Raw genomic sequence first — 12124 nt, forward strand, 5'->3', positions numbered from 1 at the left:
ACCGGCCACTGACACCGCTCGCGGGGAAAAGTGGTTGCACGGCCCCGTTAGACTGGCCCCATGGCCATTCTCCTCGTGCACTAGAGCGGCGGGAACCTCCACAGCCGCCCACCCCGCCAATCCACCCGCCCAGGAGTCTGACCGTGATCTCCGCCTCCGGCATCGAGCTGCGCGCCGGTGCCCGCGTCCTCATCGAGAGCGCCACCTTCCGCGTTGCCAAGGGCGACCGCATCGGCCTGGTCGGCCGCAACGGCGCCGGCAAGACCACCCTCACCAAGGTCCTGGCCGGCGAGGGCCAGCCCGCCGCCGGTGCCGTCACCCGCTCCGGAGAGGTCGGCTACCTCCCGCAGGACCCGCGCACCGGCGACCTCGACGTGCTCGCCCGCGACCGCATCCTGTCCGCCCGCGGCCTGGACACCCTGATCCGCAAGATGCGCGAGAACGAGCAGCGCATCGCCACCGGCCAGGGCGCCACCCGCGACAAGGCACTGCGGCAGTACGAGCGCCAGGAGACCGAGTTCCTCACCAAGGGCGGGTACGCCGCCGAGGCCGAGGCCGCCACCATCGCCGCCGCGCTGAACCTGCCCGACCGGGTGCTCGGCCAGCCGCTGCACACGCTCTCCGGCGGTCAGCGCCGCCGTATCGAGCTGGCCCGGATCCTGTTCTCGGACGCGGACACGCTGCTGCTCGACGAGCCGACCAACCACCTCGACGCGGACTCGATCATCTGGCTGCGCGACTACCTGAAGACCTATCGCGGCGGCTTCATCGTGATCTCCCACGACGTCGACCTGGTCGAGACGGTCGTCAACAAGGTGTTCTACCTGGACGCCAACCGCTCCCAGATCGACGTCTACAACATGGGCTGGAAGCTGTACCAGCAGCAGCGCGAGGCCGACGAGAAGCGCCGCAAGCGCGAACGCCAGAACGCCGAGAAGAAGGCGTCCGCGCTGCATTCGCAGGCCGACAAGATGCGGGCGAAGGCCACCAAGACCGTCGCCGCGCAGAACATGGCCCGCCGCGCGGACAAGCTGCTGGCCGGCCTGGAGGCCGAGCGGAAGTCCGACAAGGTCGCCAAGCTGCGCTTCCCCGAGCCCTCACCGTGCGGCAAGACCCCGCTCATGGCGGAGGGACTGTCGAAGTCGTACGGCTCGCTGGAGATCTTCACCGACGTCGACCTGGCCATCGACAAGGGCTCCCGGGTCGTCATCCTGGGCCTCAACGGCGCGGGCAAGACGACCCTGCTCCGCCTGCTGGGCGGGGCGGAGAAGCCCGACACCGGCAAGGTCATCGAGGGCCACGGACTCAAGCTCGGCTACTACGCGCAGGAGCACGAGACCCTCGACCCCGAGCGCACGGTCCTGGAGAACATGCGCTCGGCCAACCCCGACCTGGACCTGGTCGAGGTCCGCAAGACGCTGGGCTCGTTCCTGTTCTCCGGCGACGACGTCGACAAGCCCGCCGGTGTGCTCTCCGGCGGTGAGAAGACCCGTCTCGCGCTGGCCACCCTCGTGGTGTCCTCGGCGAACGTGCTGCTGCTCGACGAGCCCACCAACAACCTCGACCCGGCCAGCCGCGAGGAGATCCTCGGCGCGCTGCGCACCTACAAGGGCGCCGTCGTCCTCGTCACCCACGACGAGGGCGCCGTCGAGGCGCTCCAGCCGGAGCGGATCATCCTGCTGCCGGACGGCGTCGAGGACCTGTGGGGCGCCGACTACGCGGACCTCGTCGCCCTCGCTTGACCGAATGGATGATCCACTGGTGATGGATCATTCGGCCGATCCGTGATCCACCATCTGTGTGAGATCTCCTCATCAAGAGGTGTGTCCTACATCGATTTCGCGGCCGGACCCCCATGTGCCGGGGTCCGGCCGCGACGCCTTTCTGACCTGGAACGACGCGCGGAAACCCGTTCGGACGAACGCGTCCAATTCTCTGGAATCGCGGATTCCGTATGTGGGGACGCGCTCCTGTCGTCACAACCTTGTCTCATCGACCTTGCCGAATGGGTGGCCATGCGGGCCGGGAGGGGTGATCATGAGGAGTACCAGAGCGCACTTCCCATGAGGAGGCACGGGTGGCCGAGACTCTGAAGAAGGGCAGCCGGGTAACCGGCGCCGCGCGCGACAAGCTCGCGGCAGACCTGAAGAAGAAGTACGACGCCGGTGCGAGCATCCGGGCGTTGGCCGAGGAAACCGGCCGCTCGTATGGCTTTGTGCACCGCATGCTCAGCGAGTCGGGCGTCACGCTCCGAGGGCGTGGCGGGGCTACCCGGGGCAAGAAGGCCACGTCGGCCTGACGCCCCGGGCGGCCCCTCGGCTCCGAAAGTGACGGTGGCCACCCGGTCGGTCGTCCGACCGTCCGGGTGGTTACTGTGCAGTCACTTAGTCCTGCCGTCGCACGGCGCACCGTTCGGCGCGCGGCGGGGACGACGACCGCATCTTTCGGAGGCGCCCCATGGCTTCGCCCGTCCACGACCCCGGTCCCGCACTCGACCAGGACGGCGTGCGGCTCACCGTCGACGACGCCGTCGCCACGGTGACGCTGACCAACCCGGCCAAGCGCAACGCGCAGAGCCCCGCTCTGTGGCGGGCGCTCGCCGAGGCCGGCCGGCTGCTGCCCGGCTCCGTCCGCGCCGTGGTGCTGCGGGCCGAGGGCAAGTCCTTCTCGGCCGGGCTCGACCGGCAGGCGTTCACCCCGGAGGGCTTCGACGGCGAACCGTCGTTCATCGACCTCGCTCGGGGCGGCGACGCCGAGCTGGACGCGACCATCGCCGAGTACCAGGAGGCGTTCACCTGGTGGCGGCGCAGCGACCTCGTGTCGGTTGCCGCCGTCCAGGGGCACGCCATCGGGGCGGGCTTCCAGCTGGCCCTCGCCTGTGATCTGCGGGTCGTCGCGGACGACGTGCAGTTCGCCATGCGCGAGACCAGCCTGGGGCTGGTGCCGGACCTGACGGGCACGCACCCCCTGGTGTCCCTGGTCGGGTACGCCCGCGCGCTGGAGATCTGCGCGACGGGGCGCTTCGTCGCGGCCGAGGAGGCCGTGAGCACCGGCCTGGCCAACCTCGCCGTGCCCGCGGACCAGCTCGACCCCGCCGTGCACGACCTGGTGTCGGCGATTTTGGCCGCACCGCGCGACGCGGTCGTCGAGACCAAGGCGCTGCTCCAGGGCGCCCTGACGCGGGACCCCGAGGCCCAGCGCACCGCCGAGCGGGCCGCCCAGGGCCGTCGGCTGCGCGACCTGGCGGGGCTCGGGGAGTAACCGGGCCGGGAGCGCGGCCGCTCAGCCGACGCCGGTCACCACCACGGCCGCCGACGGACGGTCCGGCAGGGCTTCGGACACCACCGCGCGCACCCGCCGGGCCACCTCCACGGCCCGATGGTCCGCGCGCACCGCGAGCTCCACCCGGACGTGGCGGCGCGCCAGGGCCCCTTCCGGCGGGGGCGGCTCTGACAGGTGCACCGGACGGCCCAGTACGCCCGTCAGCCGGGCCACGCCCGGCACCGCCGACACGGCCCGGGCGACCCGCCCCTCGTCGCCGGTCCCGCCGCCGTTCCCGTCGCCGTTCCCGCCGCCGTTCCCGCCGCCTCCGCTGCCGGCCCCGGTGCCGGGCGCGTGGGCGGGGCCCTGCCCGGCCTCGGTGTCCGGTTCCGGGGCCGCCGTCCCGTCGAGCAGGCCCGTCACCCGCAGATCCACGTCCGCCACCACGAGACCCAGCCGCCCGGTCGCGGCCTCCGTCAGCACGGCACGCAGGACCGCGGCCGTCACCGGCAGGGGTTCCGGGGCCGCCGCCGTCGGCTCCACGACCGCCGCGAAGCCGGCCGTCACCCGCAGCGGACCGGGCGGCAGCGCGCCCGGCGGAGGCGGCACGGCGGGTTCGTGTACGCCGTCCGGGTCGGCTGCCCCGATCCGCAGGTCACCCGGACGCACCCCCGCCACGCCCCGGGCCGCCGCCAGCAGCACCTCCCGTGCCGCACGCTCGGCGATCCACGCGCCGTCCCCCGGGCCGCCCAGCGGCACCAGCCTGCCGAGACCCAGCTGCTCCCGCACCGCCCGCGTCCACCGGTCCGCCGTCGTCATTCGTCCAGCCTGCCGCATCCGTGGCGCGGGGCACCGCAACCCCGCCTAACGTGGGCACAGGACTACGACCGAAAGGGACGTACGGCGATGAGCGACATGGAGACCCACCGGAGCGGGCAGGACACGATCGAGACCTCCGGGGCGGCCAAGGGCCAGACGATGCGGCGCGGCGGCGGAGACCCCGGCACCCGGGGACGGACCACCATCGCCGACGGCGTCGTGGAGAAGATCACCGGAATGGCGGCACGGGACGTCGCCGGTGTGCACGCGATGGGCAGCGGGATGTCGCGCACCTTCGGCGCCGTGCGCGACCGGGTGCCCGGCGGGACCAAGTCCGGGGTGACGCGCGGGGTGAAGGCCGAGGTCGGCGAGAAGCAGACCGCCCTCGACCTGGAGATCGTCGTCGAGTACGGCGTGTCGATCGCGGACGTGGCCCGGGACGTGCGGGAGAACGTGGTGGCGGCGGTGGAGCGGATGACCGGTCTGGAGGTCGTCGAGGTCAACATCGCGGTCAGCGACGTGAAGCTGCCCGACGAGGAGGACGAGGAACCGGAGCCCCGGATCAAGTGACGCGGACACCGACCGACAACCGACTGAACGGTGGATGAAACGGTGAACGAGGGGAGCGCGCCATGAGCATGGCCGTCGTCGGCATGATCGCCGGCATGGCACTGGGCTTCGCCGGATACTTCGGCGGCTTCGGTGCCTTCCTGCTGGTGGCGGCCCTGGGGGCCGTCGGGTTCGTCACCGGACGCCTCCTCGAAGGGGACATGGACCTCGGCGACTTCTTCCGCTCCCGCGACGACCGGCGGCGGTGACCGGCGTGAGCGAGGGGGCCGGTGACCTCCTCGAACCCCTGGCCCGGGTGGCGCCGGGCGAGCGCGGTGCCACCCGGATCGCCGACCGGGTCGTCGCCAAGGTCGCCGCACGGGCGGCACGCGAGGCCCTCGGCCCGCTCCACCCGGACGCCGCACGGCCGTACGCCACCGTCGACGTCCACCACGACACCGCCCGGGTCCGGGTCCACCTGGAACTCGACTACCCGTGCGACATCGGCGCCCGTTGCGGCCGGGTGCGTCACCAAGTCGTCCAGCGGGTACGTGCGTTGGTGGGCATGGCGGTGCCGGAGGTCGCCGTACAGGTGGAGCGGCTGCACCTGTCGGCGGAATACGGTGCGAGGCACGGGAGGACGCGATGAGCGAGCCCCAGGGCGCCGGGACCGGAGAGGGCAGCACCCAGCGGCTGCCCGTCGTGGAACGCGGCACGGAACCGGGCGCGGCCCCGTCCCCGGAGCAGCACGGCCCCGACCTGCCGGACGACGCCGGCAGCGGACGGGCCGGCCGCTTCTGGTCCGCGCGCCGCGTCCCCGCCGGTCTGGTCGCGCTGCTGCTCCTGCTCCTCGCCGGGGCCTTCCTCTACGACGTCGTCGCCGTGCGCGCCGGCCGGACCGCGCTCGGCTGGCGCCGCGACCTGGCCCGGCAGCTCGCCGAGCGGCCCGTCGACGACACCTGGGTACTGGTCGGCGCGGGAGTCGCCGCGGCCCTCGGGCTCTGGCTGCTCCTGCTGGCCCTCACCCCCGGACTGCGCCGGGTGCTGCCGATGCGCCGCACCCATCCGGACGTACGCGCCGGGCTGCACCGGGACGCGGCCGCCACGGTGCTGCGCGACCGGGCCATGGAGGTCGCCGGGGTGCAGTCCGCACGGGTGCGGCTGCACCGCCGCAGGGCCCGCGTCCGCGCACTGTCGCACTTCCGCGAACTGGACGACGTACGGACCGATCTCGACGGCGCGCTCGACGACGCGGTACGCGGCCTCGGCCTGGCCCGGCCGCCCGCCGTGTCACTGCGGGTGGCGCGTCCGGGACGGAAGGGGTGAGGGCGGTGAGGGCGGTGGTCAGGAGCGTGAACGGGGTGCTGACGGGCCGGACGGGCCGGGTGCCGCCGGGCCTCGGTGGAGAGGTGTGCGGTGCCGTGCCGGCCGTACCGCCCGCTGCGTGGTCGCGGGCGGCCCGCTCCGGACGGAAGGGGTGAGCGCGGTGCTCAGGACGGTGAACCGGGTACTGACCGCACTGGCGGGCCTGGTCCTGCTGGCCCTCGGCGGCGCGGTGCTGGCCGTTGGATTCGACGCCCCGGCCCCCTCCTGGTGGGTCCACCAGGGGCCGCACGACGTACTGCTGAGCAACGCCGAACGGACCCGGTGGCGGGACGCCGGCTGGTGGTGGCCGGTCGTCATCGCGGCGCTCGCGGTCCTGCTGCTGCTCGCCCTGTGGTGGCTGGTCGCGGTGGTACGCCGCCGCAGGCTCACCGAGGTCCTCGTGGACACCGGGGACGGCGAGGGCGCCACGCTGCGCGGCAGGGCACTGGAGGACGTCCTCGCCGGTGAGGCGGACCGGGTCGACGGGGTCGAACGGGCCGCTGTCCGGCTCAGCGGCCGCCGCGACGCCCCGGCGGCCCGCATCCGGCTGCTGCTCGCCCCTCACGTGGACCCCGGCACCGCCCTGCACGACCTCACCACCCGCGCGCTGGCCCACGCCCGCGACTCGGCGAACCTCGCCTCCCTCCCGGCGGAGGTCCAGCTCCGGGGCGTCAAGCACGGGGCCGAGCGGGTCAGCTGAGGGCTGCGGGCAGCCCGGGAGGGCCAGGTCCTCCTCGGTGGCCGGGCCATGTCCGGGACCGCCACGCCGGCGGGATCATGGCCTGCGGCCGGAGTATCAGGAACGGACCCGGTCCGCGGGCGCGGTCCAGCCGGTGGAGCGGATCCACTCGGTCAGGTCCCGGACGGCCGGCTCGATCGCCCGCACCGCCGCGATGTCCGACGGGGACGCGGACGCCTCGGCGAACTGGCGGAACATCGCCTTGTCGAGGTCGTTGCCGAGGACGCTCAGCGGCAGGGCCTCGTAGCGTGACGGCAGCCCGGCGCGCCTGCCGAACACGGCGGCGATCTGAGGGCCCGTCGGCTCGTCGCCGACGACCGCGACGGCTCCGCCGGGCACGTCCGCGGTGCCGAGCAGGATCGCGGCGGCGACCTTGCCGATGTCCTCGATCGAGATCATCTTCAGGACGACGTCGTCCGGCAGCGGCAGCCTCAGCACGATCGTCCCGTCCTCCAGGCTCGGCGCCATCACGGTCGCGAAGTTCTCCATGAAGGCGGCCGGGCGAACCATCGTGGCCCGCAGGCCGGAGCGCTTCAGGTATTCCTCGATCCGGTGCTTCGAGTCGTGGTGCGGCACACCCCTTTCGCGATCCGCTCCGAAGGCCGAGTTGAACACGACGTGCGGCACGCGCGCCGCGGCCGCCGCGTCGACGAGGGCGGTGCCCACGCGGACCTCCTCCTCGACCTCCTCGAGGCTGTTCGCCTCCGGGGTCATGAAGTAGAACGCGTCGACCGCCTCCAGCGCGGCGACCGTCGACGCCGGGGCGTCGATCCGGACGACCGCCGGCTCGACGCCCCGGGCGGCCAGCGCCTGCGCCCGGTCGGACGTGGGGGTGCGGACGAGGGCCCGCACCCGCGCTTCCCGGGCCAGGAGCGCGTCGACGACCGCCCCGCCCTGCTGTCCCGTCGCACCGAAGACCGCGATGACACCGTGCTCCCGCGTGACCATGTCCTCACCTCTCGCTAGGGCATGGCGTGCACCGTTATTAGTTCACGCCATGAACGAGATTAGTTCATGGCGTGAACTGAAGCAAGGCATGCAGGTGCCCAGGAGGACTGCTCGGTACGTAGGTCAGGACGAGGTGGACGCCGAGACGCCCGACGCGTCCACGATGGCGGTGGCCAGGCGTTCGAAGTCGCGCCGGTCGTCGGCGTCGAGGTTCTCCGCGAGGTCGGGCAGGCGCTTGGTGGTCTCGGCGAACACCGCCTCGGCGAGCACCTTCCCCGCGGGCGTCACGCTGAGCATGATGACCCGCCGGTCCTGCTCGGAACTCGCCCGGGTGACCAGCTCGCGCCGCTCGATGCGATCGACGAGCTGGCTCAGCGCGTTCTTGGTCATGCCGAGCGAGGCGGCGAGGTACGCCATCCGGCGCGGCTCGTCCTTGACCGCGCACAGCAGCGTGGCCTGCAAGGACGTCAGATCGTACTCGGCGCAGATCTGCGCGTACCTCCGCTGGATCAGGACCGAGAGCCAGAAGAGCTTGTCGCCGTAGTCCACGCCCGCCGCTCCTCCTCCATGCCGAACACCCAGTCTACCGACGCAGACCGGCTTGCCCGACCGCCCGACCGCCCGGCTGCCGGCGACACCCGCCCGGCCCGGAGGGAGCGCCGCGAACTAGAACCCGTGCCGCACGCCGCCGTCCACCGGCAGCATCACGCCCGTGATGTACGACGCGGCGGGGGAGAGCAGGAACGCCGACGCGCGGCCGAACTCCTCCGGGGCGCCGTAGCGGCGCAGCGGGATACGGGACTCGGCGGCCGCCCTGGTCGCCGCCGGGTCGGCGGACAGGCCGTCCAGCTCGCGCACGCGGTCGGTGTCCACGCGGCCCGGCAGCAGACCGACGACGCGGATGCCGCGCGGGCCCAGCTCGTCGGCGAGGGACTTGGCGAAGCCCGCCAGCCCGGGGCGCAGACCGTTGGAGATGGTCAGGCCGGGGATCGGCTCGTGCACCGAACCCGACAGCACGAACCCGATCACCCCGCCGTCCGCCAGCTCGGCCGCCGCCGTCCGGGCCAGCCGCACCGCGCCGAGGAACACCGACTCGAACGCCGACTGCCACTGCTCGTCCGTGGTGTCGGCGGCGAACCCGGGCGGCGGCCCGCCCACGCTGATCAGTACGCCGTCGAAACGGCCGAAGCGTTCACGCGCGGTCGCGATCAGCCGCCCCGCGGCCTCCGGGTCGGCGTTGTCCGCGGCCACCCCGACCGCGTCCGGTCCCAGCGCCGAGGCCGCCTCCGCGACGCTCTTCTCGTCCCGCCCCGTCACGACCACCTTCGCCCCGTCGGCGACCAACTCGCGCGCGGCGGCGTTGCCCAGGCCACGGGTGGCACCCGTGACGACGTACACCCGGTCCTTCAGTCCAAGATCCATGGCCCCTATCCTGCCCCCTCGCCCCCGAACAGGGCGAGGGCCGTGTTCACCAGGCCGACGTGACTGAAGGCCTGCGGGAAGTTGCCGAGCTGGTGGCCGGAGACCGGGTCGTACTCCTCGGCCAGCAGCCCCACGTCGTTGGCGAGCCCCACCAGCCGCTCGAACAGCTCCCGGGCCTCCTTCGTCCGGCCGGTCGCGTGCAGCGCGTCCGCGTACCAGAACGAGCACACCAGGAACGTCCCCTCGCCGCCCGGCAGTCCGTCCACGGGATCGCCCTCGGTGCTGTAGCGCCGCACCAGACCGTCCCGGGTCAGCTCCGCGCCGACCGCGTCGACCGTGCCGACCACCCGCGGGTCGTCCGGCGGCAGGAAGCCCACCCGCGGCACGAGCAGCAGCGAGGCGTCCAGCTCCCGCGAGCCGTAGTACTGGGTGAAGGTGTTGCGCACCGGGTCGTAGCCCTTCTCGCACACCTCGCGGTGCACCTCGTCGCGCAGCGCCCGCCAGCCGTCGAGGTCGCCGCCGCCCAGCTCGGGACGGTCCTCCAGCGTGCGCACCGCCCGGTCCAGGGCCACCCACGTCATCACCTTCGAGTGCACGAACTGCCGGCGCCCGCCGCGCACCTCCCACAGCCCCTCGTCCGGTTCCCGCCACACCGTGGCCAGGAAGTCCATGAGGGCGCACTGGAGTTCCCACATCTGCGGCCGGGGCCGCATCCCCGCCAGCCGGGCCAGCGACAGGGAGTCCATGACCTCGCCGTACACGTCCAGCTGGAGCTGGTTCACCGCGTCGTTGCCGATGCGCACGGGCGCGGAACCGGCGAAGCCGGACAGCCACGGCAGTTCGGACTCGGGCAGCCGGCGCTCGCCCGCCACGCCGTACATGATCTGAAGGTCCGCCGGGTTGCCCGCGACCGCGCGCAGCAGCCAGTCGCGCCATGCCTCGGCCTCCTCCAGGTAGCCCGCCGAGAGCAGGGCGCCCAGGGTGAGCGTGGAGTCGCGCAGCCAGCAGAAGCGGTAGTCCCAGTTGCGCACGCCGCCCGGCTCCTCCGGCAGCGAGGTGGTGGGGGCGGCCACGATGCCGCCGGTGGGCTGGTACGTGAGTGCCTTCAGCGTGATCAGGGAGCGGACCACGGCGTCCCGGTGCGGACCGTCGTAGCGGCAGCGCGCCGCCCACTCGCGCCAGTCCTCGACGCTGTGCTCCAGCGACATGTACGGGTCGATCAGCGGCGGCCGGGGCTCGTGCGAGGGGTGCCAGGTCAGCACGAACGCGACCTTCTCTCCCGCGGCGACCGTGAACTCGGCGTGCGTCCCGAAGTCCTGGCCCCAGCTGTGCACCTCGGGCTCGCTGCGCAGCCACGCCGAGTCCGGTCCGGCGACGGCCACCCGGTGCCCGTCGGCCCGGCGCACCCACGGAACGATCGAGCCGTGGTCGAAGCGCAGCCGGAGCGCGCTGCGCACGGTGACCTCGCCGCGCAGGCCCTCCACGATGCGGACGAGGTCGGGGGCGCGGTCGCGCTGGGGCATCAGGTCGGTGACGCGGACCGCGCCGTCCTCGGTCTCCCACTCGGTGTCCAGGACGAGGGTGTCCCGCCGGTAGGCACGCCGTGTGCAGCGTTCGGCGCCCACGGGGGCGATGCGCCAGTGGCCGTTGTCCTCGTCGCCGAGCAGCTTGGCGAAGCAGGCGGCCGAGTCGAAGCGGGGCAGGCACAGCCAGTCCACGGAGCCGTCCGTGGAGACCAGGGCCGCGGTCTGCTGGTCGCCGATGAGCGCGTAGTCCTCGATGTGGGGGTGCACGGGTTGACCTCTTCCCGGCCGGAGCCGGAGCAATCGGATCCGCCCGCGCCCGCCCGCCGCGGGGCTATACCGCCACGGGTTCCGGCTCCGCGGGCTCGACGTCCTCGGCGCTCTCCCGGTCGCGCTTCTCCCGGCGGACCAGGAACCACCAGCCGACCGGCACGGCCGCGGCGAACAGCCACCACTGGATCGCGTAGGCGAAGTTCAGCGCGGCGTTCTCGTTGCCGGGCCTGCCGATCGCCTTCGGGGTGTCGTTCTTCGGCTCGGGAGTCTTCAGGACCACGTAGCCGCCGAGCACCCGGGCGTCCAGGCGCTCGGCCTGCTGCTCGCTGTTGATGAGCATGATCTGCCGGTCCGGGAGGCCCTCGAGGTCCTTGATGCCGCTCGCCTCGGTCGTCTCGTCGGGCATCAGCCGCCCGGTGAGGGTCAGCTCGCCCCGGGGCGGCGCGGGAATCTTCGGGAACGCGGTCTGGCTCGGGCCGTCCGCGGGGATCCAGCCCCGGTTGACCAGCAGGACCTTGCCGTCGTTCAGCACGAACGGGGTCAGTACGTGGTAGCCGATGTTGTCGTCGCCGTCGGTGCGGCGGCGGACCACGACCTCGCGGTCCGTGTCGAAGCTGCCCTTCGCGGTGACGGTGCGGTACCGCTCACGCGTGGTGATCTTCTCGCCGGGCGCGGTCAGCGACTCCACGGGCACCGGTGACGCCTCGAGCGCGTGCGCGACCAGGTCGTTGCGGGCGGTGCGCTCCTCGTAGCGGTGCATCTGCCAGAAGCCCAGCTTGATCATCGTGGGGATGAGCAGCACGGCGACCAGCGTGAGGATCACCCACTGGCGGGACAACAGGAAGCGGTACACCCCACGACGGTACAACTCGGTCGTGGGGCGTCACGCGGCGGGTACGGGCTCGCGCCCGGCGGCGTGCTCAGACCTTGTCGACGATGCCCGCCCTCCCCTCCGCGCGGGCGCAGTGGGCGCCGCAGAACCAGTGCCCGTCGACCTCCACGCCCTGGCCGATGATCTGCACCCGGCAGTGCTCGCAGATCGGGGCCATCCGGTGGATCGCGCAGGAGAAGCAGTCGAAGACGTGCACCGCTCCCTGGGCGTGGACCTCGAAGGACATTCCGTAGTTGTTGCCGCAGACTTCGCATGTCGCCATGCGCCACAGGGTGGGCCGTCGCCGCGAACGCGGGCCGACGGGCGCCGGGCGAGTCGCCCGGAATCACCCGT

General features: G+C 73.0%; 15 protein-coding genes. 8 read left to right on the forward strand and 7 right to left on the reverse strand.

The features are described 5' to 3' along the window. Positions 1–143: 143 nt before the first annotated feature. From B9W62_RS29910 to B9W62_RS29920, 3 genes are all read left to right on the forward strand, one after another. Complete coding sequence (locus B9W62_RS29910; RefSeq protein WP_087810064.1) at positions 144–1742, forward strand: ABC-F family ATP-binding cassette domain-containing protein; 1599 nt, start codon at positions 144–146, stop codon at positions 1740–1742. Between the two features lie 335 nt (positions 1743–2077). Further along, on the forward strand, positions 2078–2299 hold the full coding sequence (locus B9W62_RS29915; RefSeq protein ID WP_003976983.1) for a helix-turn-helix domain-containing protein: 222 nt from the start codon (positions 2078–2080) through the stop codon (positions 2297–2299). A gap of 158 nt (positions 2300–2457) precedes the next feature. Beyond that, positions 2458–3261, forward strand: a complete 804-nt coding sequence (locus B9W62_RS29920; protein WP_087810065.1) for an enoyl-CoA hydratase/isomerase family protein — start codon at positions 2458–2460, stop codon at positions 3259–3261. 21 nt (positions 3262–3282) lie between these two features. On the opposite strand, the gene B9W62_RS29925 is transcribed toward B9W62_RS29920, so the two are convergent. After that, a complete protein-coding gene (locus tag B9W62_RS29925; RefSeq protein ID WP_087810066.1) occupies positions 3283–4080 on the reverse strand; it encodes a nucleopolyhedrovirus P10 family protein in 798 nt (265 codons plus the stop codon). Between the two features lie 87 nt (positions 4081–4167). Between B9W62_RS29925 and B9W62_RS29930 the strand changes: the two genes are divergently transcribed. From B9W62_RS29930 to amaP, 5 genes are all read left to right on the forward strand, one after another. Continuing rightward, positions 4168–4650: an Asp23/Gls24 family envelope stress response protein gene (locus B9W62_RS29930; protein WP_087810067.1), complete on the forward strand. Its 483-nt coding sequence runs from the start codon at positions 4168–4170 to the stop codon at positions 4648–4650. Positions 4651–4712: 62 nt separating this feature from the next. Further along, positions 4713–4898 (forward strand): hypothetical protein, encoded by a 186-nt coding sequence (locus B9W62_RS29935; protein WP_087810068.1) that lies wholly within the window; start codon positions 4713–4715, stop codon positions 4896–4898. Further along, positions 4895–5278, forward strand: coding sequence for a hypothetical protein (locus B9W62_RS29940; RefSeq protein WP_087810069.1), 384 nt, complete (start codon positions 4895–4897; stop codon positions 5276–5278). Before B9W62_RS29935 ends, B9W62_RS29940 begins: the two co-directional genes overlap by 4 nt. Then, positions 5275–5955, forward strand: coding sequence for a DUF6286 domain-containing protein (locus B9W62_RS29945; RefSeq protein WP_107424225.1), 681 nt, complete (start codon positions 5275–5277; stop codon positions 5953–5955). Before B9W62_RS29940 ends, B9W62_RS29945 begins: the two co-directional genes overlap by 4 nt. Before the next feature lie 151 nt (positions 5956–6106). Further along, on the forward strand, positions 6107–6694 hold the full coding sequence (gene amaP / locus B9W62_RS29950; protein ID WP_087810070.1) for an alkaline shock response membrane anchor protein AmaP: 588 nt from the start codon (positions 6107–6109) through the stop codon (positions 6692–6694). Between the two features lie 96 nt (positions 6695–6790). Here amaP and B9W62_RS29955 read toward each other — a convergent pair whose 3' ends face one another. The 6 genes from B9W62_RS29955 to B9W62_RS29980 form a co-directional block, all read right to left on the reverse strand. Next, positions 6791–7681 (reverse strand): NmrA/HSCARG family protein, encoded by an 891-nt coding sequence (locus B9W62_RS29955; protein WP_087810071.1) that lies wholly within the window; start codon positions 7679–7681, stop codon positions 6791–6793. Positions 7682–7804: 123 nt separating this feature from the next. Continuing rightward, positions 7805–8230, reverse strand: coding sequence for a MarR family winged helix-turn-helix transcriptional regulator (locus B9W62_RS29960; RefSeq protein WP_087810072.1), 426 nt, complete (start codon positions 8228–8230; stop codon positions 7805–7807). A 117-nt stretch (positions 8231–8347) separates the two neighbouring features. Next, positions 8348–9103, reverse strand: a complete 756-nt coding sequence (locus B9W62_RS29965) for an SDR family oxidoreductase (protein ID WP_087810073.1) — start codon at positions 9101–9103, stop codon at positions 8348–8350. 5 nt (positions 9104–9108) lie between these two features. Beyond that, a complete protein-coding gene (locus B9W62_RS29970) occupies positions 9109–10896 on the reverse strand; it encodes a glycoside hydrolase family 15 protein (RefSeq protein ID WP_087810074.1) in 1788 nt (595 codons plus the stop codon). 64 nt (positions 10897–10960) lie between these two features. Further along, positions 10961–11752 (reverse strand): SURF1 family cytochrome oxidase biogenesis protein, encoded by a 792-nt coding sequence (locus B9W62_RS29975; protein ID WP_087810075.1) that lies wholly within the window; start codon positions 11750–11752, stop codon positions 10961–10963. A 67-nt stretch (positions 11753–11819) separates the two neighbouring features. Next, complete coding sequence (locus B9W62_RS29980) at positions 11820–12053, reverse strand: hypothetical protein (protein ID WP_051777537.1); 234 nt, start codon at positions 12051–12053, stop codon at positions 11820–11822. Between the last annotated feature and the right edge of the window lie 71 nt (positions 12054–12124).

The organism is Streptomyces sp. CS113, from assembly GCF_002188365.1.
In the GTDB taxonomy this organism is placed as follows: domain Bacteria; phylum Actinomycetota; class Actinomycetes; order Streptomycetales; family Streptomycetaceae; genus Streptomyces; species Streptomyces tendae.